This window comes from Actinomyces qiguomingii (genome assembly GCF_004102025.1).
GTDB lineage: Bacteria > Actinomycetota > Actinomycetes > Actinomycetales > Actinomycetaceae > Actinomyces > Actinomyces qiguomingii.
In genome coordinates this window covers 2,178,861-2,204,009 of sequence record NZ_CP025228.1, presented here as the reverse complement: position 1 = coordinate 2,204,009, position 25,149 = coordinate 2,178,861, and the positions used below count along the sequence as shown (strand labels likewise).

Here is a 25,149-nt window from a genome sequence, read left to right as displayed (position 1 = left end):
CTCACAGCCCAGTCTGTGAGCGGATCGTCGACTGGGTGCGGCTCAGGCCGCCGATCGTCTCCTTGCGGAAGCTGCGGCGAATGACCGGCGGCACCAGCCCGAAGCCGACGACGATCCAGGCCAGCAGCACTCCGACGGCCAGCACCGGGTGGAAGCTGCCGCCGATCTCCCAGGACGGATCGCCCACAAGCGCCCAGCGGGTCAGGTGCCCGGACCAGTAGGTCGGCAACACCATCTGAATGCCCTGCACCCAGCCCGGCAGCGCGGAGGTCGGGTAGCAACAACCGGCCACGAACAGCGCGAGGCAGATCACCATGTTCACCATGTAACTGTAAACGCCGCGGATGAACACGCTGAGGAAGAACCCGAGCGGCGCGCACGACAGCGAGGCCAGCGCGGCAATAAGCAGGCAGAGCAGTGCCGTTCCGGTGGCGGGCATAGCGACATCAATGAACAGGACAGTTCCTAGAAGGATCATCGCCTGCATGATGAAAACCAACACCACGGTGGACAGCGTCTTGCCGATCGCCCAGGTGAGCGGTCCGTGTGGGAGGATGCGCACCCGCAGCAGTGCGCCCCCGATGCGATCGGTATAGGTTTCCGCTCCGATCTGTATCATGACGAGACTGGCGAAGCCGCCGACGCTGCCGGCCGCGAACATGGTGCCGAAGGCACTGGTGGAGTCGAGTCCGCGGAGCGGACCATTGCTTATCCGGGAGACGACCAATATGGCGGCCACTGTAAACAGGATGGACGTCGTTCCGGCTCCCACGATGCTCGGGCGCAGGTCGCCGTAGGCCTGGCGCGCCGCCGCACGCAGTACGGGCAGGGGCACAGATCGGGTGGGGGTCATGGCCTAGGCTCCTTGGCGGTGGGGTGGTGGTCGGATGGTAGTGAGCGTTCGCGGGCGTCCGTGCTCGTCGGCTCTGGCTCTGCGGGCTGGGAGACCAGGGCGAGGTAGGCCTCTTCTAAAGTGGGGCGAGTGACTGTCAACTCGCTGATCGTGTCCAGGTCCAGCTGCTGCAGGAAGCGCTCGGGGGCTGCGGTGGCGTGCACATGGTGCTCGCCTTCCTGCATCCAGGTCACCTCCGCCTCCCGGCCGATGCTCTCACGCAACTCGATGACGGTGCCGTCGGCGATGATCCGGCCCGCCGCCATGATGACCACGCGCGAGGCCAGGCGCTCGGCCTCGGACAGGTCGTGTGTGGTCATCAAGACGGTGGCGTCGTCGTCGACGCGCTCCATGATCAGATCGTGCAGGCGCGCCTTGGAGACGGGGTCCAGCCCCGTCGTCGGCTCATCGAGAATCAGAAGCTCGGGTTGACCCAACAGCGCCGCGGCGAAGTCAAGCGTGCGGCGTTGCCCTCCCGAAAGTCGGGAGAGGCGTGAATTGGCCTTGTCTTCAAGCCCCACGGCGTCGAGCACCTCAGACACCGTGGCTGCACGCGTCGTCGCTGTCAGCAGCATGGAGCGAATCCATTCCAGCTGGTCCTTGACCCGCCACTTGGCGTGATCGGTCCAGTTCTGCTGCACCAGCCCGATCCGCGCCCAGAATGCGGCGCTTGCGCGGCGCGGATCGGTGTCGAATACGCGGACGCTGCCCGCGTGCGGGCGCAGCGAGCCGAGCAGATTCTCCACGAGCGTGGTCTTGCCGACGCCGTTGGGGCCCAGCAGGCAGACCACCTCGCCGGGCTGGACCGTGAGGCTGACGTCGTGCAGCACCGGGTGCTTGCCGTAGGCGAAGTCGACGCCGCGGGTTGTAATCGCGGGCGGGGCAGGGAACATAGCTGCTCCTTCCTGGTAGGTACACTACGGAATATAGCAGACCTACTACATATTGCGTGCGTGACTGACGAGTGCTGTGGTCGCGAGTCGCGAGAGTTGCTCGTCCTCGCGCCGTCCACACTGTGATCCGACGTGGCGAGGAAGCGGAATCGGGGTACCGTGTGTCCGTGCGCGCGACCTTGGTCCGGGAGCGGAACCTCCTGCTTAGTCGCCGCGGCGGGGCCTGACCAGGCCGGCACCCCGACCGCGGCTTACTTCGCGTAGCCAGCCACCCCCGGCGCGCCGGGCCCCGGCGCCGGGAACCAAGCACATCTGCTCAGGAGAACCAGACCCATGCGTACCGCTCGCCCCGCACCCCAGCAGCCATCCGGCATGCCCTTCACCAAGTACCGGCCCTTCCTCGACACCGTCGACGTTTCCCTGCCGGACCGCACCTGGCCGAACAACCGCATCACCCACGCCCCCCGTTGGCTGAGCACAGACCTGCGCGACGGCAACCAGTCCCTCATCGAGCCCATGGGGCCCGCCGCCAAACGCGCCATCTTTGACCTGCTGGTGCGCATGGGCTTTAAGGAGATCGAGGTCGGCTTCCCCGCCGCCTCCCAGACCGACTACGACTTCGTGCGCTCCCTGGTGGAGGACGACGCCATCCCCGAGGACGTCACCATCTCCGTGCTGACCCAGTCCCGCGAGGACCTGATTGACCGCACCCTGGACGCCTGCGTCGGCGCGCCGCGCGCCACCGTCCACCTGTACAACGCCCTGTCCCCGCTGTTCCGCGAGGTTGTCTTCCGCATGGGCAAGGACGACATACGCGAACTCGCCGTCGAGGGCACCCGCCAGGTCATGGCACGGGCGGAAAAGGTGCTCACCGATGAGACCATCTTCGGCTACGAGTACTCCCCGGAGATCTTCGTGGACACCGAGCGCGAGTACTCCCTGGAGGTCTGCGAGGCCGTAATGGGCGTGTGGCAGCCCGAGGGTGACCGCGAGATCATCCTGAACCTTCCCGCCACCGTCGAGCGCGCCACCCCCAATGTCTATGCCGACCAGATCGAGTGGATGAGCCGCAACCTGTCCCACCGCGACGCCGTATGCCTATCCATCCACAACCACAACGATCGCGGCTCCGGCATCGCCGCCGCCGAGCTCGGCATGCTCGCCGGCGCCGACCGTGTGGAGGGCTGTCTGTTCGGTCACGGCGAGCGCACCGGTAATGTCGACCTGGTCACACTGGCCCTCAACCTGTTCAGCCAGGGCATCGACCCCATGCTCGACCTGTCCGACATTGATGAGGTGCGCCGCGTCGTCGAGCATTCCACCCAGATGGACGTGCCCCCGCGCACCCCCTACGCCGGCGAGCTCGTCTACACCTCCTTCTCCGGCTCCCACCAAGATGCCATCAAGAAGGGTTTCGCTGCCCGCGCCGAAAAGGTCGCCGCCAAGGTGACCGAGGGCATGAGCCAGGACGAGGCGGACGTGGCCGTGCCCTGGACCATGCCCTACCTGCCCATCGACCCCCATGACGTCGGCCGCTCCTACGAGGCCGTGGTCCGGGTCAACTCCCAGTCCGGCAAGGGCGGAGTGTCCTATCTGCTACGACACACCCACAACCTGGATCTGCCGCGCCGCTTGCAGATCGAGTTCTCCAACATCGTCCAACACCACACCGACACCTACGGTGGCGAGGTCGATGCCGACGACCTGTGGTCGATCTTCACCGACGAGTACCTGCCCGCCTCGGCGGCACCCGGTGTCGATCTGCCCACCTGGGGCCGTTACAGCCTCAAGGGCGCCACGCTCACCGCCGTCGGCGATGACGAGTCCATTCTCACCGTCACCATCCAAGACGGAGACGAACGCAAACTGCTGCTGACCGCCTCCGGCTCAGGTCCGCTGGATGCCTTTGTCACCGCCCTGGAGCAGACCGGAGTCCAAGTGCGCATCCTCGACTACGCCGAGCATGCGCTGAGCGAGGGCCGTGACGCCCGCGCCGCCTGCTACGTCGAATGTGAGGTCGGTGGCCAGGTGCTGTGGGGTGTCGGCATCGATCACTCCATCACCACCGCCTCCTTCAAGGCGGTCATCTCGGCCGTCAACCGTGCCATGCGCTGACGGAGACGCCGTTGGGTGAGAGGCTCTACCGGGACGAGGCCATCGTTCTGCGCACCTACAAGCTGGGCGAGGCGGACCGCATCATCGTGATGCTCACCCGCGCACACGGGCAGGTGCGTGCCATAGCCAAGGGGGTGCGTCGCACGACTTCGCGTTTCGGTGCGCGCCTGGAGCCCTTCTCCATGATTGATGTGCAACTGCACGCTGGGCGCAACCTGGATGTGGTCACCCAGGCGGAGACCATCGACCCCTTCGGTCGCAATATCGCCGTCGACTACGCCATGTTTACCTGCGCCGAGACCATGGCCGAGACTGCCGAGCGCCTCACCCGCGACGACGGCGACCTGGGCACCACCGAATCTCCACAGCAGTTCCTGCTGTTGTACGGAGCACTGTCAGCCCTGGCGCGCCGCCGCCACGCCCCCGGTCTGGTACTCGACTCCTACCTTCTTCGGGCCCTCGCCCTGGCCGGCTGGGCGCCCTCTTGCTACGACTGCGCCCGCTGCGGCGCACCCGGGCCACACACGGCCTTTCATGTGCAGGCAGGCGGTGCAGTCTGCTCCGCCTGCCGACCCGCCGGCTCCGTCGACGTCGAACCGGGCACCATGGCACTGCTTGGCGCCCTGCTTTCGGGCAACTGGGAACTGGCGGACGTATCGGCGGCGCGTCAGCGCGCCGAGGCGTCCGGATGCGTCTCGGCTTATCTGACATGGCATCTGGAGCGGCGCCTGCGCTCTCTATCCCTGGTCGAAAGGGCCTGATATGTCGGAGAATTCGGAGAATAAGGACTCTGCGCCCTCCAATGACGCGGTCCTGGAGCGGCGCCCGCTCGACGTCGTCCCCCTGCACCGCGAGGGGCTGAACCCGCCCGCCCTCAACCCCGATGCCGTGCCTGCTCACGTCGCCTGTGTCATGGACGGCAATGGCCGCTGGGCCAACGCCCGCGGCCTGCCCCGCACCGAGGGGCACCGGGTGGGGGAGTCGACCATGATGGACGTGATCGCCGGCGCCGTTGAACTTGGGGTCAAGGAATTGAGCGTGTACGCCTTCTCCACCGAGAACTGGAAGCGTTCGCCGGCGGAGGTGCGCTTCCTGATGGGCTTTACCCGCTCCGTGCTGCGGGCCCAGACTGATGACCTGCTGGCCTGGGGTGTGCGCGTGAACTGGGTTGGGCGCGAACCGCGGCTGTGGAAGTCGGTGCTCAAGGAGGTGCGCCGCTCTGAGCGCATTACTGCCGGAAACGACACCATGGTGCTGAATATGTGCCTGAACTATGGCGGCCGAGCGGAGATCGCTGATGCCGCCCGCGCGATTGTTCACGACGTTGAATCGGGGCGGCTGCGGGCGTCGTCGATCAGTGAAAAGACGGTGCAGCGATACCTGTATTCCCCGAACATGCGGGACGTGGACCTGTTCATCCGTACCGGCGGGGAGCAGCGCACCAGCAACTTCCTGATGTGGTCCTCGGCCTACGCGGAGCTGTACTTCTCCGACCTGCCCTGGCCCGAGTTCGACCGCACCGAGCTGTGGCGCGCCTGCGAGGCCTACGCGCACCGTGAGCGCCGCTTCGGCGGCGCCGTCGACCGGGTCAGTAGCTAATCTCGCGATTGGAATCGACAGGTGCACACTGGCTCCAGGTAGGTGGGTGCCCAGCTAGTGAACTGCACCGGGTTTGATGAACTTGCTGCCGCCTGCGAAGTCCATTCCCGTGATGGGGAAGGGGATATTGTCCACGGCCTGGTCCAGGGTTGCCTTGATGTGCTTCTCGGCGCCGCCCACGGATGGGTCGGGTGAAGGCCCCGGCCGGTGAGCACGGTTGGTCATGTTCCCGGTGCGGGCGAACTCGCCCCTGCGGGCAGCGGACCGCAGCGGCGTGACGGTAACGGGCCTCGAAGAACCCCGCCGGCTGCACGGGCCTCGCCCGCCGGCCCTTGCGGGGGCCTGGCGGGTGTTGCGCAACCGGCGGGCCGGCCATTGGTGGTGCTCTTGCCGCGCAGGCGGCCACTTGGCCCTGGCAGGGGCGGGTTAACGGTCGATGGCCTGTCGCGCTCATAGACACCCGGCTCACGCCGCACCTGGTGGCTGTATCGGTCCTGACCGTCTACGAGCTCGCCCGCGGCCCTCCCGGCAGGCCCCGGGAGCGGCGGCATGGACACCTTCATGTATTTGCCGCAACTGGCCCGCCGCTGGCCGCCCACACGCGCTGGAGTACCTTTAAGGCGTCGTAGGAGTACTTGCGCGCCCTGGGCCTGGGCTCGGACCTGCCAGTTCTTGGTGGGCGCTTGGCTACCGCCCTCAGGCGTCGCCTGGAGCCCTCCCGGCACCCGACCGGTCACCGCGCACACATCACCCCGGCATCCTCCCCTTGTCCTTCTCTGGGCGCCTTGGCATACGCCCCCGCGTACTACCCCTGGTGATCTCCGCCCTGGCCTGCACCAAACAACCCACCACCGCATGCCCACCACGATCCGCGACTCTCGCGAGCAGCACCCGGATGAGGCACCGAACCACTTTCGCGGGCACCTAAGATGAGTCACGTCGAACCATTGACACATCGAGATCCGTACAGCATCATACACTAACGATCAACGATACATGGGATCGAGAACCATGAGACCGAGTTTCAACGGTGTGGAGCCACCAACAACGAACGAGATGCCCCTGCACCTCGTATGGGCTTTAACGAACGCGTGCAATGTTCGCTGTATCCACTGTTACGCATCTTCCGCCGCAAGGCTGCCCGATGAGCTACAATACGACGAGATCATTCAGAACGTTAATATTCTCGCGAACGACGGGTTGTTGGACTTAGCAATTAGCGGAGGCGAGCCTCTGATGGTGAAGCATCTAAACCATATTGTGGAACACGCAGTTGGGCTCGGGGTCAACGTCGGAATTGGAACCAATGGCTGGGCTTTGACTTCAACCAGGGCTAAAGAGCTTGCATCCGCCGGAGTCGGTCGAATCCAGATATCGCTCGATGGCATGCAACGAACGCATGATATCGTTCGACGTCGAGCGGGCATGTTCGACAGGGCCAAGCGAGCAATCGAAAACAGCATAGATGCAAGCCTCAAAACTAAAGTATGTTTTACGATCCACCGTGGCAACTACGAACAACTATACGAAGTGTTTGAATACGCCTTGGAACTCGGTGTCAGTGGGTTCAACTTGTCTCAATTGGTGGCCACAGGAAGGGCTTCAAAAGACCTTGATCTGCCGCCGTCGCAATGGCGAGACATACTGATGTGGTGGCATGATATGCGGCGCCGACATCCCGAAGTTGATATGAGCACCCATTTGGCGCAAATCGCCCTAGTCGCTCCTGAGTTGACAGGTTCACCGATGTTTCGAGGATGTCAGGCAGGAATGGCGCAAGGTGCAATCGCTGCGAATGGCGATGTGTATCCTTGTGTTGTCCTGCCATACACCGTTGGAAACATCAGGCGCCTGTCAGTACGCGAGATATGGACAAATTCGCCGGTCCTACGAACGCTACGCGATCGTCGAAACCTTGCGGTTGCGTGTCAATGCTGTCCTATCCGCGAGAAATGTGGCGGTTGCAGAGGAAACGCTTATGCACTTACTAGCAACATGTACGAGTCCGATCTCCGCTGCCGGTACCGCCCGACCGATGAACATAATGGAATAAGTTACGCAAATCTAGATGACGATAGGGAGCAGCGCAACTCTAGCGGAGAATGTGAACTCGGTTCGCAACGGAATGACAACATGACGTCATGACAATGCACTGAGCGGAAGGTTTCATTAGTGAATGACATTGTAACGAAGAGCGCGGTCGAACAACTGCCGAAACAAGTATACTACATTGCATTCGCTACTTTTGCGAATGCGCTCGGCACGTTTCTAGTGCCATTCTTGCCGCTGTATCTTGAGCATTTGGAGACGGCCTCCGCGAACATCGGCGCAGCGGTGTCATGTTACGGGGCAGGATGCCTAATCGCATGCCTTGCGGGAGGTGGCTTGTCCGACCGCGTCGGTCGCAAACCAGTGATATTCTTGAATCTGGCGCTTAGCGCCGCCTTTACTTGCCTGATTGCGTTCATACATAACTATCTAGCCGTCCTGGTCCTCGTATTCTTTATCGGTGTATGTGCAGGAATGTCAAGACCTGCGACTAACGCGCTCATTGGTGACATCATTAGTGAAAACACCGCGACAAAAGCATATGGAATATTGTATTGGGCGGGAAACCTTGGCTTCGTTGCCTCGTCGGTTATCGGAGGCGCAGTTGCTATGCGATCCTTCACTGCTTTGTTTATGATCGACGCTGGCACCTGCCTCTGCGCCTTGGCTGTACTTGTATTTGGGCTATCCGGTCGATCGAAACAGCATACATCTGTTGTAAAGCGCCCGAAGGTATGTCCAAAAGGTAGCGCCAATGTTCCGACGCTTGCAACCATAATCAGCGTGGCACTCTTATGCTGGGTCATTCAAACTCAGGCATGGGCTGCATTGCCTCTGACAATCGTGTCGCGTGGGATGTCCTCCCTCGACTGGGGATTTATTTCCGCTGCTAACGGGTTGACTATCATCGTAGCACAGCCAATCGTTAATCGGATTATTGAGGCAAGCGGAGCCCGCAATTCGCTTGCAGCCGGATGCGTAATCATAGGCATCGGTTTTAGCACGACTCCGCTTTGGTGTGATCTTCTAGGCTTCCTTGTCCAGACAGCAACGTGGTCGATCGGCGAGGCCTTCGTCGCTACGACCTCACCTGCCCTAATTGCGATGCATTCTGACGCTGCTAGCCGGGGGCGATGGATGGGATACTCCGCCGCCGCGTTTTCCCTCGCAAGCATCGTCGGCCCAGGCGTCGGCGGATGGTGTATTGAAAACGATGTCGACGAGGCCCTTTGGCTCACATGCGCCATCTTAGGATGTCTCGCGGCATTGTTAGCGATGCGTGGTATTCGAGTATCGACCGGAGGCCCCAACACGGAGGTCAGAGATGTTGGTTGATAAATACCAGCTTGTGGCATCGATGTCAAATGAGTTGCCTGCACACATATATATCCACGTCCCGTTGTCCGGCTCTTCGTGTTTAGGGGTGTAGTAGTTGGTTGCGGGAGCTGCCGGCGTGGATGAGGCTGCGGATGGTGGTTGTTGGTTAGATTCCTGTAGCCCAGGGCGATGCCGCGTAGGTGTTCCAGGCGGCCGTTGACTGCTTGGGTGGGTCTGTTGGATGTGCCGCGGTGATCGGTAGTGGGCCAGGATGTCGTCGCGCCGCTGGTTGAGGGTCTTACTCAAAGACTTCAGCTCTTCGAGGGCGTCAGGCACGCCGGTGGTGAGGGTCTGCATCACCTTGTCCATCCGGGTCTTGCCTTCGGAAGGGGGTCTTGGCGCGGTAGGCGGACATAATCTTCTGATACACCGCCCAGGTGGTCTGTTCCGGTGTGTTGTGGGGGTCGGCGAACAGTTGCTCGAGACGCTCCCAGCCCTTGTCGCTCACCAGCCCCGCCCCGGTGCGCAGCAGGCGCCTGGCCTTGGTGCAGGGGATCGTCCTTACACCCCCCGCCGCCCGGTGGTCTCGCGCTGGGTACGCCTGCGGCACTCATCCAGCTTGTCCCCGGCCAGCGCGACCACGTGGAAGGGGTCCATCACCTCCGTCGCGCCGGGTAGGACCTCGGCGGCGGCGGTCTTGAAGCCCGCGAACGAGCCTGTCAAGGTTTCTGTGTAAGCGGGTTGTTGTTACAGGTAGGGGCGGATTCGTTCGGGGTAGGCGGCGGTGAGCTGGGCGAGGGCTTGTTTCCAGTTGGTGGTGACTTGTCCTTCGACCATGCGGCCCTTGGCCTTGCGTTTGCTGGCGGGTAGGTTCTTCTCCTTGTCCCGTTCTCTGGCGCGCTTGTCCTCGATGTTGCAGATGGCCAGCCACAAAAGCTTCACCGCTGCCTCATCGGAGGGGAACTGTCCCCGGTTCTTCGACACCTTGCGCAGCTGGTAGTTCAGGGACTCGATGGAGTTGGTTGTGTAGATGACCCGGCGCAGCATCGGCGGGAACGCCAGGAACGGCGTGAACCGCTCCCAGGCCCTCTCCCAGGTCGCCACCGCCTCGGGATACTTGGAGCCCCACTGGTCGGAGAAGTCGGCCAGGGCCTGTAGGGCGGCCTCCTCGTTGGGGGCGGTGTAGACGGGCTTGAGCGCTTTGGCGACCTGCTTGCGGTCCCCATAGGCCACGAACCGCATCGAGGCGCGGATCAGGTGCACCACGCAGGTCTGGACCAGGGAGTCGGGCCAGGTCGCCTCGATCGCCTCGGGCAGGCCGACAAGTCCGTCGCAGCACACGATCAGCACGTCCTTGATACCGCGGTTGGCCAGCTGCGCGCACACGTGCGCCCAAAACGAAGCGCCCTCCTCGGCCTGCACCCAGATACCCAGCACGTGCTTGATCCCGTCCATGTCGACCCCTACGGCGATGTGGGCTGACCGGGTGGTCACGCGGTGGTCGGCACGGACCTTGATGCGGATGGCATCGAGGTAGATGACCGGGTAGAACTCCTCCAGGGGACGGTTCTGCCACTCCATGACCGCATCGCACACCGCGTCGGTGACCTTACTGATCGTCCCGGCCGACAGCTCCACACCCAGGGTGGTCTCCAGGTGGTGGCGGATCTCCCGCACGGTCATGCCGCCCGCGTACAGGCTCACAATCATCGAGTCCAGGCCATCCATGCGCCGCTGGCCCTTACGCACCAGGCGGGGCGTAAACGAGCCGGCCCGGTCCCGGGGGACCTCGATCTCGAAGGAGCCCACCTCCGAATCGATCATCTTGGTCGTGGTGCCGCCCCGGGCGTTACCACGGGCAGCCTTGGCCGGCTCGCCTTTCTCGTAGCCCAGGTGGTCGGTCAGCTCCGCCTGCAGGCCCCGCTCCAGCGCCTCCTTCAACAGCGCCGGCAGCAGACCGGCAGAACCGGTGAGCTCCACCTTGCCGGACTCGACCTGCTCAAACAGATCATCCAACGCACCAGAGGCGGCTAGCTCCCGGGCCACACCACTACCAGTCGGAACGGTCCCGGAGGGGGCGGTCTTCTTCTCGTCAGTCACAGTCATGACAGTAGGTCCTCTCAATCAGGGCTTACACAGACCATTGAACACGCTCCCGCGAACCCATCCATCGAGACCGCCTCGATCCGGCTGCGCCAGGCCTCGGGCTGGTCCTGGAGCCACTGCTTGAGCACCTGCTTGGATCGGCCCGGGGCCATGCCCCGGCAGACGGGACGGGCCCGTCCCGTCGCGCACCGGGGTCAGGTCAATAATCACCGTCACGTACCGGTCGCCCTTGCGGGTATGCCGCCAGGCAATGGGGGCACCTCTCGCTTGAGAGCGCCAGCGCGCGGGGGAGTCGTCTACCCCGTGGACCTCCACACCGGCCAGACGGCCGGGATCATTGATCAAGCGGTCCTTGGCCCGCTCAAGGACGGCCTCATTGGCGGTGTGCCAGGACACCCCCAGCGACGCTGCTACGCGCGCCACGGACATGAACTCCACCCCCACGGCCCGGATCGCCCACTCCTTGGCCGCCTGGGTCAGCAAAGCCCGCTTGGCCGCGGCCCTAGAACAGTCTTGGCGCCACACGCGATCGCATCCCTGGCAGCGCCACCGCCGCGACCGGACCAGCAGGTGTGTGGGACGCCAGCCCAACGGCACGTGCGCCAGGCGCCTGGACACGGTCCCCACCGCCACGCCCTGGGCCCCACACCGTCTACACAACGCATCCTCCTCAGCCACCCGTAGGCGGCACTCCACCAGCGCCTCGCAAGGGGTGATCCGCTGGCCGGTGGCAACCAGCCCCAGGGCGTCCAGGCCCAGGAAACTAGCAAGATCAGCAGCAGTGAAGGTAGTGTCAGCCATGTCGAGGTCTCTGTGATCGGTAGTGTTAAGCAAACCCCAATCATCGGGGACCTCGACCCACACCCGCCCCTGCGACACGCGCACCCGCCACTACCCACCACCACACCCTCAAACGCGAAGAGCCGCTTTGAGTAGATCATCGGCGGTGACGCACCCGTGCGGTGGCGAGGGTCGCCAGGTCGGTGTCCACTTCTTCTCAGCCTCCAGCTGGTGAGGAAACGGTTCTTGCAGCACCGATCGTGCGAGGTCCTCACCCAACATCCCATCCCCCACGCCGACACTCACCCCTTGGAATCAATCATCTAGGGTCTCGGCCAAGAAGATGACTGCGGCCGGGGCCCCGCCCCGCCCGTTACCTTGTTGACCTGTTTCAGCGTTAATGTCCGCTTGGGGCGGTTGGATCAGACATCATCGTGGTCTTCTTGGTTGGTTTGATTGTCTCGTTGTTTGCGGTTGTAGGCAAGGCGCTGCTGAGCGGCCCGTTTCAGGCCTTCCTGGCGGGCCTTGCGGATGGCCGGCCCGCGCCCGGTGTGCTCGTCCAGGGGTGTGACGTAGCCGATTCCGGAGTGCAAGCGCTGGCTGTTGTACTCGGTGCGCACAGAGTCGAGTTCGGCCCTCAGGACAGCGGGATCGGTGATTGCCAGCAGGTGAGGCCACTCGGCCTTGAGTGTTCCGTTGAGGGACTCGATCCAGGCCTGGTCGGTCGGAGTCGCCGGCCGTCCGAAGTGCTGGGCGATGGCGACCATGGCCATGAACCTGCGGGTGTTGGCAGCAATCATCTGGGAGCCGTTGTCGGACACCGCCAACAGGATCGGGGTCAGTTCATCGTCTCCGTCAAGCGTTAGCCGGCGCTTCAGGGCCTGGGCTCGTTCCAGGGCGGCCTCGAGCAGGCCTTCGGCGTCCAGGGCCTGCTCGAAGGCGAGGCGGACCTGGTGGTGGGTCTCCTCGCTGGAGACCACATGGGTGATCCACTTGCGTGAGACCAGATCCTCGATGATCAGCACAGTCATGCCGCAGGCGGTGAAGTGAGTGGAGTCGTAGATCCAGATCGAGTTGGGCTTGTACGTCGCCCAGTCGGGGAACGGACGACGCTTGGAGCGCGCTGGCCGGGCGGGATGCCTGAACCGAAGCTCGTGGTCATTCAGGACCCTGCGGACGGTGGAGGCCGACGCCCAGAACAACCCGTTGTAGGAGCCTCGGTGAGCCAGGCGACGGTGAGAGAAGTCCTTCTCACCGAAAGTCTCGAAGGCGTCCACAATCGCCTCGATCTCGCACGGCATCAGGGCATTGACAGCGGCGCCAGGCCGGGCGTCGGCCAGTCCTACCCCGTTCTGGCGCCGTTTCCAGCGCCGGTAGCGTCGCTCGGCCAGTCCCAGGACCTCACAGGCCTTAGCCACGGTCCAGCCCTGACCGGTGGCGTAGTCCACCAGCTCCAAAAGCCCCTGTTTGACGGGCGCATCCACCCGGGCGGGGACCGGGGCACCGGGCATCAGACCGAGCCCCCTTTTTTCTCCAGCACCACCAACTTCACCGCCTGCTCCGTCACCGTACGGGTCAAGCGGTCGATCTCGGCCCTGGCCTGCTCAAGCTCGACATCACGAGCCGACTTGCCAGACGAACCCGGACGCGAAGCCGACAACGCGTCCAAGGCGCCTTGCCTGGCGACCTGCCGCAGCCTCACGATCGTGGAGCGGTCCACTCCGGCCTCGGTCGCAGCCGCCCCCACCGTGACCTCCTCTCGCATCAGCCTTACGTAGATCTCATACTTCTGCGAAGGCGACAAGAACACCTTGGCCCGACGCCCCCAACCCCTCGTCGTGTCAGCATCACTGCTCATCGCGCACCCTCCTCAAGGTGTCACGAAGACCCTACCCATGCGGTCTGATCCTCAGCCCAAAACCGGACACGAACGCTGAAGCAAATCACTTGTTGGTGGTTCCGGGCGGTCCGGGACCGGTCACCGCGCACACCTCATCCAGCATCCTCCCCTTGTCTGCCTTGGACGCCTTGGCATACGCCCCTGCGTACTACCCCTGGTGATCTCCGCCCTGGCCCCCACCAGTCAACCCGCCACCGCATGCCCACCACGATCCGCGACTCTCGCGAGCAGTACCTGGATGCGGTACCGAACCACTTTCGCGGGCACCTGAGATGAGTCTCGTCGATGCCTTGACAAGGCCTCCGTGGGCGCGCACAGTTGATGCCAGGAGGAGAGTTCTCCTCTCTCCCTACCACGCCAACGGAGACGAAATGGAAGACCTGAACCAGTCCTTGTCGACAAATGAACCTGACGACGTCAACATGCCTGAAAAAAACGTCCCTCACCCGAAGACGAGCAACTCGTGGATCAGCTTCGGGCTCGCAATCGGATCACTTTTAGGGCTGCTGGCGTATCTGCACCAATGGATCTAAGTTCGCTCGGAGAATAGGAGTTGAAGAATGAACACCGAGAAAGTTGGTGCGTCCTTTGATGCACTAAGCCAGACCGAAATGGACTTCGTGATTGGAGCTGCTGGCAACGTGCAGCCGGCAGCCACGCCATCGGTCACGACCAGTTCACTGCCCTGCTTGAAAATATCAGCGAGTTCTGTGACTTGCGGAGGAGCGTCGGTATCTGGACTCTTCGGGCTTGTGTCATATATGAAACGCTGCATCTAGAAGGAGATGACTCTACATGACCCAGGACTACAATTGCGGACCGTCATTCGAAAGTCTATCTCAGGAAGAAATGGACTTCGTGACAGGCGCGAATGGTGACATTCAGCCTGCGGCAACTCCGACGCTCTCTTCCGTTGTTTGTGGCGGCGTTAGCAAGTTCGTTGGCAGTGCTATCGTCAGTTTTGTCGGTAGTTTCGTTGCGTCGGCTTCGTCTCGTTGCCGAGACTGAACGTCCATCGTCTCCGTGAAGCCGGTCGATCTATGAGCATCTTCTAGCACAAGACCATAGCATAGGCCAGGCTATACCGGTATGATTCGTTGGCCTAACACCAAACAGAACGCTGGATGACGTGGGGCTCAAGTCTTACGGACGTATAGCTGTTGTATTCAGTATAGAATATTTGAGCGGTCATAATGTTCCTGTCTAAGGGGGCTTCAGAGCGATGTTGCCGACCGGGGCCTTGGCCCCGTTTGTTGGACGCGCTGATTCCGGCCCTGCGGGGTCGGGGAGAGCGAGATGATCTGACTGTGGTTATGAAGGGTTACTCGGCAGGAGCTTGCGTCGTCAGGCGGTGGGCTTGTACGAGACGACACCGGGGGCGATGCGTGCGTGGTATCGCCCAGGACCTGGGGGTCTGCCGGGGCACGCTGCGTGAGTGGTTGCACCGGTGGGGCACCGGGCGGAAGACCGGTCCGGACGGTGCTCCGGCCCCCAGCCCGCTCAAGCCCAAGACCGATCTCGGGGACAGGACCGGGACCCAGACGCCAGCGCAGGCCGGCGCGGAGTCGATGGAGGAGCGGGTCGCCCGCCTGGAGGCGGCCAACGCCGCATTGCGGGCGGAGCGGGCCAAGCTGACCCGGGAGCGGGAGATCTTGCAGCAGGCGGCCAAGTATTTCGCGGGGGAGACGATCTGGTGAGCCGCTTCCAGTTCGTCGCCGACCATGCAGCCACCCATGGGGCGGGAGCGGCTTTGTGAGTTGCTGGAGGTAGCCCGCTCCTCCTACTACGCCTGGAAGGCAGGTGCTCCCAACAGGGCGCAGCGGGCGGCGGCCGATGCCGCCCTGACCGAGCGGATACGGGCCATCAATGCTGGTGACCGGGCCATGGGCGCTCCCAGGATCACCGCCGAGCCAGGCGAGGGGATCGACAAGGGCTCCGACGGGCGGATCAACCGTAAGCGGGTTGCCCGCCTGATGCGGGCCGGCGGCATTGTGGGGTATCGCAAGCGGCGCCGGGTGCGTACCACCGTCCCGGACTAGGCCGCGTCGAAGTATCCCGACCTGTTGAAACGGGACTACCGCCGCCGATGCGCCCAACCGCAACTACGTGGGCGACATTCCCCCACTGCGTGGGAGGTGCCCCACCTATCTGCCGCTGGCTGACGGGGGCAGCCTATACCTGGCCACCGTCATTGACTGCTACAGCCGGCGCCTGGTCGGCTGGGCGGTACGCGACCACATGCGCACATCCCTCGTGATCGACGCCCTACAGGCCGCCGCACGTGAGCGCGGGAGCCTTAGGTCGTGTTGCGTAAGTCGGGTGGGGTGGTCGATGTCAAGCCCCGGGTTTTGTGGAGGGTGTTTTATCTGGCGCCGGCTGGGGCTGGTTGGGGGTGGTCTGCTCGCCGACGTCCATGGCCTTTGCCTCGGCCTCTGCCTCGGGCTCGGGCTCGGCGATGGTGTCGGCGGCGTCGGCGGTGGTGCCGTCGGTGACGGTGTCGGTGGTGTCTGGTGGTGGTGGGGTGTAGGCCTGCTCGTGCTGGATCGGAGCGTGCATGCCTGTGGCGCAGTGAGGCCGGGTGTTGCCCGACCAGTTGCACCCACTGGGCGGTAGCGAACACGGGCATCGTCGATGCCCTGCCAGGGGCCGTGGTCGTCGAGGTAGTGGCGGCCCAAGGATCAATTCCGCTTTGTACAGGGAGTTGAGGGCTTCGGCCAGAGCGTTATCGTAGGAGTCGCCCTCGGGAGCCCACCGAGGCCACGGCATCGCAGTCGGAGGGGGCCTGCCCGCACTCGTATTGCCCGGTACAGCCGCACCCCGGTCGGAGTGATGAATCAGGCCGGTAAGGTCGGCTCCTTCGCGCCTGCGTTGCCAGATCCCCATGCGTAGGGCGTCCAACGCAAGGTCGGTGTACAGGCTGGTGGAGGTCTGCCAGCCGACGATCCGACGCGAGCACACGTCGGTGACAAAGGCCACATACACCCGGCCGGACAGGGTGTGTACGTAGGTGGGGCTACCTGTCACGTAGTGGGGGAAGTGTCCACACGCCCACAACTCGTTGGGCCTGAACGCGCTGAAGTGCCTGCCCGCCAGGTCCGCCGGGCACTGGTCCCTTAGAGTTCGCGTTAGTAGGTCATGGTTTGCGTGTGGGTCGTTGGTCCCAGTGGTGGGTGGTCCAGGCCCGGTGGATGAGGTTGCGTATGGTGATGATGGTGTTGGCCAGGGCGATGAACGCGTCGATGACGGTGGTGCGCACCTCGGTGCAGACCTGGAGTTTACGGAAGCCGCGGTTGTGCCAGGAGTTGGTGCGCTCGACCACCCATCGGCTGCCGGCCTGAAGAGGCGTGCCCTTAGGGGAGATCTGCCCCTCGCAGCCCAGCACCTCAAGCAGCTGGCGGGTCTTGCGGTTGTCGTAGCCGGCATCAAGGTGCACGGTGATGCGCTCGGGCAGGCCCGGAGCCGAACCGGCTCAGGCACTCCAGGGTGGGGGCCAGTAGCGGGGAGTCGTTACGGTTGGCCGGGGCGGCCACCACCCCAATGGGGATTGCGTTGCCTTCGACCATCACTGAGCGCTTGGTGCCCTGCTTGCCCCTGTCCACCGGGGAGGGGCCGGCGGCCTGGCCCCCGCAGGGGGCTTTTACCAGGCAGCCGTCCACGCACAGGTCCTCCAGGGCCAGGCCTGCGATCTTGTCGTAGGCCTCCAGGGCGGCCTGCTCCAGGGCGGTGAACACGCCGGCCGCGATCCACTCCTCGCGTCGGCGTCGGATGGTGGCCGCCGAGCAAGTGGCATCGGCGATCTTTTCATAGGCGGCTCCCAGCACCAGGACCTGGACGAGCTTGTCGAACACGACCCGATCCGGGATGCGGGGCCGGTGGCAGCCCAGCGGATGGTTGTCGACATGCTCGGGCAGTAGAGCACTGAACTGGACCCACAACGGGTCCATGAGCGAAGATGGCAGTACGGGCACCAGGACCCCCTGTCTGTGTAGGAACGATCGTCGAACAACTCATTCCTACCGGGACCTCGTGCCCACACCCTGCTCCCACACCACACCTACTGACGCGAACTCTTAGCAGCGCTGCGCGTGGTACGCGGTGATTTGGCGCGGCCGGTGGCCGTGCAGGCCCATGGCCCGCATCAACCGCACCCGCGGTGCAGCAGGCGCCGCATGCCCCAGGCCGTGCCGGGCAGAGGCCTCGGGCCGGCCCCGCATCGCATGCCATGTTGCGGGCCCCCACCCGCGCAGTAGTTGTCCTCGTGACCCCGCCCGGTTCTCGGCCTTCAGGTTCTCATCGTGCATCCCTGTGGCACTGGGGAGCCGGGTCCTGGCTGCGCAAGTGGTGCTCGGGGCGATCTTGACATCGGCGCTGACAAGCACCTGGCAGAACCGGCACAGGCCCCGCATCTCCTGCCTGTGGGAGTCGATACATCTCGCGGATCAGCGGGACGGGCGGCCTGGTGTCGGCCGCGAAAAACAACTGACGCATTCCTTTGGGATCGCGTTCGCCCGCCCCCGGCTCGCGGCTTGTCGGCCTCCAGCCGCCTGAACCGCTCAGCATCCTGACTGGTGGCCCCCGGCCGGGCGCCCGCGTCAACCTCGGCCCCTCTATCACCCAGGTACGCAACCCCCCCCAGGGCTCGGCACCCAACTCCTCGACGATCCCCCAGGTCCGTCCCCCTTAGACCTCTCAGGGTCCCGACGGGCCCCTGCACACCCCATCCTGGTAGCCCGCTCCCGCAACTCCTCGGGATACTTCCTCTGAGCACTCATGACAGTGATCCTTCCGGGTATTCACTGCCTCCATCAAACCCGGTTCAGTTCACAACCGCCCCCCGGGGTGGAGATCTACCCGATCATCTACCAGGGGTGCCATCCGCACCCAGGGTCCGCGCCGATGCCGCGGGTCCGGGACAGTGGCGAACACCCGGGTCAAGGGGCTGGCGTGACAAGGGCGTAGTGGGGGCTGATGACACAGCGGCGCGACCTTCCGTGACGAGGCTGATTTAGCGCCACCTATCGTCTCCGACGGGTCGCGCCGCACCCGCACCAACACTCCGAAAACCCCTAACAACCCCCAACCCAGACACCCACATTGCCGAGCCCCTGAGCCCGAGGAGGCCTACACCCCACCATAAGCAGAAGACACCGACACCGACAACGCCGAGGACGTCGGTGAGGTTTCCGCCACCAACCAACCCTAGCCAGCTACCACCGGCGCCACTTCGACCGAACTCGGCGGTTATTGCTACCGAACTCGGGAGCAGGCGGGGCACAGGCCGAAGAACTCAACCGTGTGTTCCACATCCGTGTACCCCTGCTCGGCGGAGACTCGGCGGATCCACTCCTCCAGCTCGCCGCCGGCCACTTCCACGGTGCGCCCGCAGGAGCGGCAGACGATGTGATGGTGGTGCCCGGGGCGCTCGCACTCCCGGTACAGGACCTCGCCGTCGGCACTACGGATCTGATCCACCTGACCGGCCTCGGCCATGGCGGTCAGGTTTCGATAAACGGTCGCCAGCCCCACCTTGGTGCCCTGCGCCTGCAGGGCGGCGTGAATCTGCTGCGCCGAGCGGAACTCGTCCGTGCGCGACAGCATGTCTGCCACCGCGGCCCGCTGCCAGGTGGAACGATGCCGCGCGGAACCGGCCCCGGCTGTATTGCTCATGCGTGCACCTCCTGCTCGCTTTGGCTGCTGACTCGCGGACGGCGTCCGCGTCTGGAACGGACCGTCCGCACCAGGCCGCCGAGCAGCGCGACTGTCGCATAGGTCCCCACCAGAAGCACCACTATCATGGCGCCCGGCGAGGCGGCGAGGAAGTAGGTGATCGTCAGCCCGGTCAGGCAGGCGACCACGCCGATGGCCATCGCCAGGTGCATGGTACGTCCGAAGGAGTAGCAGACGAGTTGGGCGATTGCCACCGGCACGATCATCACCGCCGACACCAGCAGCGCCCCGACCACGCGCATGGACACCGACACGGTCAGCGCCGCCACCACGGCCACGGTAACATTCAGCGCTCCGGTGGGCAGCCCCATTGAACGGGCGAACTCCTCGTCATGGCACAGGGCGAACAGAGGGCCGCGCATACCGATCCCCACCGCTAGCACGATGGCGGCCAAGACTACTGTGAACCAGGTGTCGGAGGCCGACACGGTAGCAATCGAACCGAACAGATAGCTGGTGAGGTTCGTCGTCGTCCCCCCGGCCAGCTTGATCAGAATCACCCCGCCCGCAATGCCCCCATAGAACAAGATAGCCAGGGCCACGTCTCCGCGGGTTCGGCCCCGGGCGCGGATGATCTCGATCAGAACCGCCCCGAGTACGGAGGCAATGATGGCCCCGGGTATAGCCCAGGCATCGTGGGGGGTGACGTTCGCAGCTGCGCCGGCGATCCAGCCGAGCGCCACGCCGGTAAGGGCAATGTGGCCGATACCGTCTCCCAAAAGGGCCAGCCCTCGTTGCACCAGGTAGGTGCCCACCACCGGAGCCGACAGCCCCACCAGCACAGCGACCACACAGGCCCGCTGCATGAGCGGACTGTCCAACATCTGGCCAAGGGCGGATATGAAATCGTTCATTAGAGGCCTCCTGCCTGGCGCACGGAGGTGGTCAGCACCGGCGCGTGGTGGGCGGTCGGTTCGCTGCTGCCGTGAACATGCTCATGTTCGCAGTCATCCAGGCTGTCGTGGCCGAGCTCGTCGTGGCGAGCGTGATCATGAGCGAGCGCATTCTTCGGGCCGTCGAAGACCACTCGTCCCTCGGACAGCACCACCGCCCGTTCAACGACGTCGGCCAATTCGCCCATCTCATGCAGCACTGTGAGCAGTGTGAGCCCCTGGCGGCGCAACTCGGCCAGGGTTATGGCCAGGGACTCGCGGGAGGCCCGGTCGATGCCGGCCAGAGGCTCATCCAACAGCAGCAGTTCGGGAGAGCGCACCAGTGCCCGCGCGATCAGTACGCGCTGGGACTGGCCGCCGGACAGGATCTGCACATGGTCCTGAGCCCGGTCGACCAGACCCACGGCCGCCAGCGCATCCAATGCCCGGCGTCGGGCGGCCCCGCCGCGGTCGGCGAAGGGGCGCCCGGGGGACAGCAACCCGGAGCGCACCACCTCCAGCGCGGTGGCCGGAACACCCGACGACGCCCCCACGCGTTGAGGCACATAGCCGACCCGTTCCCACGGGACGAGTCGCCGGCGCTCAACATCGTTGCCGAACAGGCGCACCGCGCCTGAGTGGACGGGGGTCAAACCCAGGATCGTCTTGACCAGGGTCGACTTGCCCGATCCGTTAGCACCCAGCAGCGCAACCGACTCGCCCTGGGTGACGGTCAAGCCCACACCATCAAGAACCAGATTCGAGCCGAGTACGACGCAAGTATTGATGATCTCGATAGGCGGAACAGGAGGGTGTGCTGAGGCGGGTGTCGAAACCGGGGTCAATGAATGCCTTCCACTGATGATGGGAACCGTGATCACTCGCAGGACAACGCGTTGCGCAGCTCCTGCAGGTTGGTGGACATGGCCTCAGCGTAGTCGCCGGAGGCGGGGGCGGACTCCAGCGGATTGAGCACGGCGGTGGTGGCGCCGGTCTCATCGGCCAGCGCCTCGGCCGTTTCGGAGGAAACCAGATCCTCCGTAAAGATCGTCGTCGTATTGGTCTCCTGGACGATCTTCTTGACCTTGGCGAGGTCTGCGGGGCTGGGTTCGGACTCGGGGTCGATGCCCGACACCGACGCCTGGCTGAGTCCGTAGCGGTCTGCCAGGTAACCGAAGGCGGCGTGCGAGGAGACGATAGTGTTCCGCTCGCACTTGGCCAGTCCCTTGGTGTACTCCGAGTCCAGGTCCTCCAAGGTCTCGGTCAGGGAGGCGAGATTCGCCTCATAGTCGGCTGCGTGGTCGGGATCCATCTGTGACATGGAGGCGGCGATGACCTCGGCGGCATCCTGCATGCGCACCGGATCAAGCCAGAAATGCGGGTCGGTCGCGTGGTTGTGGTCATGGGCGCCATGCTCTTCGGCGTGATCATCGGCGTCGTCGGCGTCGTGGTGATCGTGGTCGGCGTCATGGTGATCGTGGTCGCCGTCGTCGGCAGCTTTCAGGTCGACCGCATCGGCCAGGTCCAGGACGGTGGGTCCGGAGAGCTCGCTCAGGGCGTCGTCCAGAGACGGCTGGAAGCCTGAAACGTAGGCCACCAGGTCGGTTTCGGACAGGCCGGTGACGTCCTTGGGGGATAGCTCGTAATCGTGCGGCTCCACATTAGTGGGCGTGACTGAGGTCACGTTTGCGTGCTCACCGCCGATTGTTTGCGCCAGGTATTGGATCGGGTAGAAGGAAGCGGCAACGGATAGCGATGCGCCGTCGGCGGTGTTGCCGCCGGAATTGGTGTTGCAGGCCGCCAGTGGTAGGCAGGCGAGTCCGAATACGGCAGCGGAGGCGACGAGCGTTCGGCGGGAGCGAGTAAGAACCGTCATGGGAACCATTCTCATCTTGTTGTTACGGGTAGTCAAATCAGGTAGCCAAGACCCGTAGACTGACACCCGTTCGTCCCACCGATCGCGTGCGGACTGTAGACGGCATCAGCATCAGGACCTACGGAGAAACACAGTGGCAGCAACTCCCTCTACGCTCGACCGTGTCATCAACCTTGCCAAGCGGCGCGGCTTCGTCTTTCCCTGCGGCGAGATTTACGGCGGCACCCGCTCGGCCTGGGATTACGGGCCGCTGGGTGTGGAGCTGAAGGAGAACATCAAGCGCCAGTGGTGGCAGTACATGGTCCGCTCCCGCGACGACGTCGTCGGCCTGGACTCCTCGGTCATCCTGCCGCGCGAGACCTGGGTGGCCTCGGGTCACGTGGCCGCCTTCACCGACCCGCTGATCGAGTGCACCTCCTGCCATAAGCGGCTGCGTGAGGACGAACTCCAGGAGGCCTACGCCGCCAAGCACGGTATCGACAACCCCGACACCGTCACCCCGGACCAGCTCGTGTGCCCCAACTGCGGCACTCGCGGCGCCTTCACCGAGCCCAAGGCATTCTCCGGTCTGCTCAAGACCTTCCTCGGTCCCGTCGACGACGAGGCCGGCCTACACTACTTGCGCCCCGAGACCGCCCAGGGCATCTTCATCAACTTCACCAACGTGATGAGCGCAGCGCGTAAGCGGCCGCCCTTCGGCATTGGGCAGGTCGGCAAGTCCTTCCGCAACGAGATCACGCCCGGCAACTTCATCTTCCGCACTCGCGAGTTCGAGCAGATGGAACTGGAGTTCTTTGTTGAGCCCGGCACCGACGAGGAGTGGCACCAGTACTGGATCGACTACCGCAAAGCCTGGTACACCGACCTGGGTATCAGCGAGGACAACCTGCGCCTGTATGAGCACCCCCAGGAGAAGCTCTCCCACTACTCCAAGCGCACCGTCGACCTGGAGTACCGTTTCGGCTTCGCCGGCGGGGAATGGGGCGAGCTTGAGGGCATCGCCAACCGCACCGACTTCGACCTGTCCACCCACGCCGATCACTCCGGCAAGGACTTGTCCTACTTCGACCAGGCCAAGAATGAGCGCTGGACCCCATATGTGATCGAGCCCTCGGCCGGGTTGACGCGTTCCCTGATGGCCTTCCTGGTGGAGGCCTACACCGAGGATGAGGCACCCAACACCAAGGGCGGCGTCGACAAGCGCGTGCTGCTGCGCCTTGACCCGCGCCTGGCGCCGGTCAAGGCCGCGGTGCTGCCGCTGAGCCGCAAGGAGGAGCTGACCGGGCCTGCCCGCGAGCTCGCCGCCCGCCTGCGCCGAAACTGGAACGTCGAGTACGACGACGCCGGCGCCGTCGGCCGTCGTTACCGCCGGCAGGACGAGGTCGGCACCCCCTTGTGCATCACATACGACTTTGAGTCGCCCGAAGATGGTGCGGTGACCGTGCGCGAGCGCGACACCATGGCCCAGGAGCGCATCCCGCTTGAGGGCGTGGAGCGCTACCTGGCCGAGCGCCTGATCGGCTGCTGAGCGGCGAGCACGGCGCGGTTTACGACCTTGGGTTGCGGTTTACGACCCTGGTGTGGTCGTGAAACGTCCCCCAAGGTCGTAAATCGACATGTGGCGGGGCCACGGTCGCCAGTAGCGATCGGTGTTGCCTGCGCGGCGAGCGCGGTTCAACACCATTGGCAGGCATTATGGCGCCGTGAACGACGAGACGACGCCCACCACCACTGCTGCGTCAACTGATCCATCCGCAAACCCTCCCGCTGGAGCGCCCACAGACACCCCGCACACAATCCGGATGCCGCACACCCACTCCGCGCCCATCGAGCTGGATGCGGCCGAGGCCAGACGAGTGCGTCTGGTGCTGGCCGCGATCGTGGTGCCTTTGGTGGCGGCCACGCTCATCGGCCTGATCGTGCTGTGGCCGGGCGACAGCTCGCTGGTCGGCTCCCGGCCCTTCACCGCCGACGGCGCCAGCCTGGAGTCGGCCACAATCACCTCCCTGGATACTGCCGCCTGCGCCGACACCGCCGGCGCGTTGGAGGGCGTGTCAAACAACGCCTTGCTCGCCGATGCCGTCTGCGCCGAGATCACCTCCGGAGAGGGGGAGGGCTTGACTATGCCGGTGCACATTCCCGCTGAGTCCCTGCCCGCAGCCGATGTTGGCGACCGCCTGACGGTTATGTACACGCCCGCCGCGCTCGCCTCCGGTACCCCATACGTATTCGTCGACTACGCCCGGCAGGTCCCGGTGACGGCATTGGCCGTGGTCTACCTGGTGCTCGTCGTCGCCGTGGCCGGCCGTAAAGGGGCCCTGAGTGTACTGGGCCTGCTGCTGGCCACCGTCGTGTTGCTCGGCTTTATGATCCCGGCACTACTGGACCTGGCCTCACCCATGTGGGTGACGCTGGTGGGCGCTTCGGCCATGATGCTGCTGGCCGTCTACGTCGCTCACGGCATCTCCGTGCGCACCACCACCGCACTGCTGGGCACTTTCGCCGGAGTGGTCATAACCGTGCTGCTGTCCCTGTGGGGAGTGGACGCCGCCAACCTGACCGGCGCCACCGAGGAGACTTCCCTGACGCTTACGGCCATGGTGGGCGGCATCAATCTACAGGCGCTGCTCACCTGCGGCATGGTGGTGGCGGCCCTGGGCGTACTCAACGACGTGACCATCACCCAGGCCTCCGCCGTGTGGGAACTGCATGCCGCCAACCCGGCGTTGGGACGGGCCCGCCTGTTCACCGGCGGGATGCGGATAGGTCGTGACCACATCGCCTCAACCGTCTACACCCTCGCCTTCGCCTATGCCGGCACCGCCCTGCCGCTGATCCTGGCGGCCTCTCTGATCGACCGGTCGGTCACCGACACGCTCCTGTCAGGGGAGATCGCCGAAGAGGTCGTACGCACCCTGGTGTCCTCCATCGGCTTGGTGCTGGCCATCCCGGTGACCACGGCGATCGCCGCGGCCCTATGCCGTGCTGGAGAGCCGGATCGTGGCTGATTGCGCGAACGGCGC

At 64.4% G+C, this 25,149-nt stretch carries 22 protein-coding genes and 4 pseudogenes; 11 read left to right on the top strand and 15 right to left on the bottom strand.

Annotated features, from left to right (window positions below; translation table 11 throughout):
* Position 1: 1 nt before the first annotated feature.
* On the bottom strand, positions 2-853 hold the full coding sequence (locus CWT10_RS09100; RefSeq protein WP_103062866.1) for an ABC transporter permease: 852 nt from the start codon (positions 851-853) through the stop codon (positions 2-4).
* Complete coding sequence (locus tag CWT10_RS09095) at positions 850-1,785, bottom strand: ABC transporter ATP-binding protein (RefSeq protein ID WP_103062867.1); 936 nt, start codon at positions 1,783-1,785, stop codon at positions 850-852. The genes CWT10_RS09100 and CWT10_RS09095 overlap by 4 nt, the downstream gene beginning before the upstream one ends.
* A gap of 333 nt (positions 1,786-2,118) precedes the next feature.
* Between CWT10_RS09095 and leuA the strand changes: the two genes are divergently transcribed.
* From leuA to uppS, 3 genes are read left to right on the top strand one after another with little or no spacing between them, the layout of a single operon-like run.
* Positions 2,119-3,900, top strand: a complete 1,782-nt coding sequence (gene leuA / locus CWT10_RS09090) for a 2-isopropylmalate synthase (protein ID WP_103062868.1) — start codon at positions 2,119-2,121, stop codon at positions 3,898-3,900.
* A gap of 11 nt (positions 3,901-3,911) precedes the next feature.
* Positions 3,912-4,661, top strand: coding sequence for a DNA repair protein RecO (gene recO, locus CWT10_RS09085; RefSeq protein ID WP_103062869.1), 750 nt, complete (start codon positions 3,912-3,914; stop codon positions 4,659-4,661).
* A gap of 1 nt (position 4,662) precedes the next feature.
* Entirely contained in the window at positions 4,663-5,499 is an 837-nt protein-coding gene (gene uppS, locus CWT10_RS09080; RefSeq protein ID WP_103062870.1) for a polyprenyl diphosphate synthase, read from the top strand.
* Positions 5,500-5,553: 54 nt separating this feature from the next.
* Here the strand turns inward: uppS and CWT10_RS16780 are convergent, their stop codons facing one another.
* A complete protein-coding gene (locus CWT10_RS16780) occupies positions 5,554-5,724 on the bottom strand; it encodes a hypothetical protein (RefSeq protein WP_158247625.1) in 171 nt (56 codons plus the stop codon).
* A gap of 771 nt (positions 5,725-6,495) precedes the next feature.
* Between CWT10_RS16780 and CWT10_RS17980 the strand changes: the two genes are divergently transcribed.
* The gene (locus tag CWT10_RS17980) at positions 6,496-7,644 is read left to right on the top strand and encodes a radical SAM/SPASM domain-containing protein (protein ID WP_103062871.1); all 1,149 of its coding nucleotides are present in this window, start codon (positions 6,496-6,498) and stop codon (positions 7,642-7,644) included.
* Positions 7,645-7,671: 27 nt separating this feature from the next.
* Positions 7,672-8,883 carry an MFS transporter gene (locus tag CWT10_RS09065; protein WP_103062872.1) on the top strand — a complete coding sequence of 404 codons (1,212 nt, stop codon included), beginning with the start codon at positions 7,672-7,674 and terminating at the stop codon, positions 8,881-8,883.
* A gap of 543 nt (positions 8,884-9,426) precedes the next feature.
* On the opposite strand, the gene CWT10_RS09055 is transcribed toward CWT10_RS09065, so the two are convergent.
* From CWT10_RS09055 to CWT10_RS17395, 5 genes are all read right to left on the bottom strand, one after another.
* Positions 9,427-9,588 carry a transposase gene (locus tag CWT10_RS09055; protein ID WP_103062873.1) on the bottom strand — a complete coding sequence of 54 codons (162 nt, stop codon included), beginning with the start codon at positions 9,586-9,588 and terminating at the stop codon, positions 9,427-9,429.
* Between the two features lie 24 nt (positions 9,589-9,612).
* A complete protein-coding gene (locus CWT10_RS09050; RefSeq protein WP_128683380.1) occupies positions 9,613-10,971 on the bottom strand; it encodes an IS256 family transposase in 1,359 nt (452 codons plus the stop codon).
* Between the two features lie 14 nt (positions 10,972-10,985).
* Positions 10,986-11,123 carry a transposase gene (locus tag CWT10_RS17975; RefSeq protein WP_425320992.1) on the bottom strand — a complete coding sequence of 46 codons (138 nt, stop codon included), beginning with the start codon at positions 11,121-11,123 and terminating at the stop codon, positions 10,986-10,988.
* A gap of 1,050 nt (positions 11,124-12,173) precedes the next feature.
* Positions 12,174-13,262 (bottom strand): integrase core domain-containing protein, encoded by a 1,089-nt coding sequence (locus CWT10_RS09040; RefSeq protein WP_128683167.1) that lies wholly within the window; start codon positions 13,260-13,262, stop codon positions 12,174-12,176.
* Entirely contained in the window at positions 13,262-13,609 is a 348-nt protein-coding gene (locus tag CWT10_RS17395; protein WP_128683166.1) for a hypothetical protein, read from the bottom strand. Before CWT10_RS17395 ends, CWT10_RS09040 begins: the two co-directional genes overlap by 1 nt.
* Positions 13,610-14,211: 602 nt before the next feature.
* On the opposite strand from CWT10_RS17395, the gene CWT10_RS17970 reads away from it, so the two are divergent.
* The 4 genes and pseudogenes from CWT10_RS17970 to CWT10_RS17390 all read left to right on the top strand — a co-directional run.
* Positions 14,212-14,430 (top strand): lichenicidin A2 family type 2 lantibiotic, encoded by a 219-nt coding sequence (locus CWT10_RS17970; RefSeq protein ID WP_103061647.1) that lies wholly within the window; start codon positions 14,212-14,214, stop codon positions 14,428-14,430.
* Between the two features lie 16 nt (positions 14,431-14,446).
* Positions 14,447-14,659, top strand: a complete 213-nt coding sequence (locus tag CWT10_RS09025) for a lichenicidin A2 family type 2 lantibiotic (protein ID WP_103061646.1) — start codon at positions 14,447-14,449, stop codon at positions 14,657-14,659.
* Between the two features lie 328 nt (positions 14,660-14,987).
* A pseudogene (locus CWT10_RS17965) lies at positions 14,988-15,156 on the top strand (helix-turn-helix domain-containing protein); the annotation flags it as partial.
* A 75-nt stretch (positions 15,157-15,231) separates the two neighbouring features.
* A pseudogene (locus CWT10_RS17390) lies at positions 15,232-15,952 on the top strand (IS3 family transposase); the annotation flags it as partial.
* Between the two features lie 33 nt (positions 15,953-15,985).
* Here CWT10_RS17390 and CWT10_RS17385 read toward each other — a convergent pair.
* From CWT10_RS17385 to CWT10_RS08980, 7 genes and pseudogenes are all read right to left on the bottom strand, one after another.
* Positions 15,986-16,207, bottom strand: a complete 222-nt coding sequence (locus tag CWT10_RS17385) for a hypothetical protein (RefSeq protein WP_233188072.1) — start codon at positions 16,205-16,207, stop codon at positions 15,986-15,988.
* A gap of 264 nt (positions 16,208-16,471) precedes the next feature.
* Positions 16,472-16,675 (bottom strand): annotated as a pseudogene (locus tag CWT10_RS17960) (DDE-type integrase/transposase/recombinase); the annotation flags it as partial.
* 109 nt (positions 16,676-16,784) lie between these two features.
* Positions 16,785-17,619, bottom strand: a pseudogene (locus CWT10_RS09000) (IS5 family transposase).
* Between the two features lie 1,279 nt (positions 17,620-18,898).
* Positions 18,899-19,318, bottom strand: coding sequence for a Fur family transcriptional regulator (locus tag CWT10_RS08995; RefSeq protein WP_103062578.1), 420 nt, complete (start codon positions 19,316-19,318; stop codon positions 18,899-18,901).
* The gene (locus CWT10_RS08990) at positions 19,315-20,232 is read right to left on the bottom strand and encodes a metal ABC transporter permease (protein ID WP_103062577.1); all 918 of its coding nucleotides are present in this window, start codon (positions 20,230-20,232) and stop codon (positions 19,315-19,317) included. The genes CWT10_RS08995 and CWT10_RS08990 overlap by 4 nt, the downstream gene beginning before the upstream one ends.
* The gene (locus CWT10_RS08985; protein WP_416171701.1) at positions 20,232-21,041 is read right to left on the bottom strand and encodes a metal ABC transporter ATP-binding protein; all 810 of its coding nucleotides are present in this window, start codon (positions 21,039-21,041) and stop codon (positions 20,232-20,234) included. Before CWT10_RS08985 ends, CWT10_RS08990 begins: the two co-directional genes overlap by 1 nt.
* 86 nt (positions 21,042-21,127) lie before the next feature.
* Complete coding sequence (locus tag CWT10_RS08980; RefSeq protein ID WP_332881182.1) at positions 21,128-22,126, bottom strand: metal ABC transporter substrate-binding protein; 999 nt, start codon at positions 22,124-22,126, stop codon at positions 21,128-21,130.
* Between the two features lie 133 nt (positions 22,127-22,259).
* Between CWT10_RS08980 and CWT10_RS08975 the strand changes: the two genes are divergently transcribed.
* Together CWT10_RS08975 and CWT10_RS08970 are read left to right on the top strand one after the other, a co-directional pair.
* On the top strand, positions 22,260-23,654 hold the full coding sequence (locus CWT10_RS08975) for a glycine--tRNA ligase (RefSeq protein ID WP_103062575.1): 1,395 nt from the start codon (positions 22,260-22,262) through the stop codon (positions 23,652-23,654).
* A 274-nt stretch (positions 23,655-23,928) separates the two neighbouring features.
* The gene (locus CWT10_RS08970; protein WP_103062574.1) at positions 23,929-25,134 is read left to right on the top strand and encodes a YibE/F family protein; all 1,206 of its coding nucleotides are present in this window, start codon (positions 23,929-23,931) and stop codon (positions 25,132-25,134) included.
* The last annotated feature ends 15 nt before the right edge of the window (positions 25,135-25,149 follow it).

Coding starts and splice junctions, on each gene's coding strand:
- CWT10_RS09050 (WP_128683380.1), bottom strand. CDS start 10,971: ATGACTGTGACTGACGAGAAGAAGACCGCCCCCTCCGGGACCGTTCCG.
- CWT10_RS08990 (WP_103062577.1), bottom strand. CDS start 20,232: ATGAACGATTTCATATCCGCCCTTGGCCAGATGTTGGACAGTCCGCTC.
- CWT10_RS08995 (WP_103062578.1), bottom strand. CDS start 19,318: ATGAGCAATACAGCCGGGGCCGGTTCCGCGCGGCATCGTTCCACCTGG.
- CWT10_RS16780 (WP_158247625.1), bottom strand. CDS start 5,724: ATGACCAACCGTGCTCACCGGCCGGGGCCTTCACCCGACCCATCCGTG.
- CWT10_RS09095 (WP_103062867.1), bottom strand. CDS start 1,785: ATGTTCCCTGCCCCGCCCGCGATTACAACCCGCGGCGTCGACTTCGCC.
- CWT10_RS17395 (WP_128683166.1), bottom strand. CDS start 13,609: ATGAGCAGTGATGCTGACACGACGAGGGGTTGGGGGCGTCGGGCCAAG.
- CWT10_RS08980 (WP_332881182.1), bottom strand. CDS start 22,126: ATGACGGTTCTTACTCGCTCCCGCCGAACGCTCGTCGCCTCCGCTGCC.
- leuA (WP_103062868.1), top strand. CDS start 2,119: ATGCGTACCGCTCGCCCCGCACCCCAGCAGCCATCCGGCATGCCCTTC.
- CWT10_RS08970 (WP_103062574.1), top strand. CDS start 23,929: ATGCCGCACACCCACTCCGCGCCCATCGAGCTGGATGCGGCCGAGGCC.
- CWT10_RS17385 (WP_233188072.1), bottom strand. CDS start 16,207: ATGCACGCTCCGATCCAGCACGAGCAGGCCTACACCCCACCACCACCA.
- CWT10_RS09025 (WP_103061646.1), top strand. CDS start 14,447: ATGACCCAGGACTACAATTGCGGACCGTCATTCGAAAGTCTATCTCAG.
- CWT10_RS17975 (WP_425320992.1), bottom strand. CDS start 11,123: ATGGCCCCGGGCCGATCCAAGCAGGTGCTCAAGCAGTGGCTCCAGGAC.
- CWT10_RS17970 (WP_103061647.1), top strand. CDS start 14,212: ATGAACACCGAGAAAGTTGGTGCGTCCTTTGATGCACTAAGCCAGACC.
- CWT10_RS09100 (WP_103062866.1), bottom strand. CDS start 853: ATGACCCCCACCCGATCTGTGCCCCTGCCCGTACTGCGTGCGGCGGCG.
- CWT10_RS09040 (WP_128683167.1), bottom strand. CDS start 13,262: ATGCCCGGTGCCCCGGTCCCCGCCCGGGTGGATGCGCCCGTCAAACAG.
- CWT10_RS17980 (WP_103062871.1), top strand. CDS start 6,496: ATGGGATCGAGAACCATGAGACCGAGTTTCAACGGTGTGGAGCCACCA.
- uppS (WP_103062870.1), top strand. CDS start 4,663: ATGTCGGAGAATTCGGAGAATAAGGACTCTGCGCCCTCCAATGACGCG.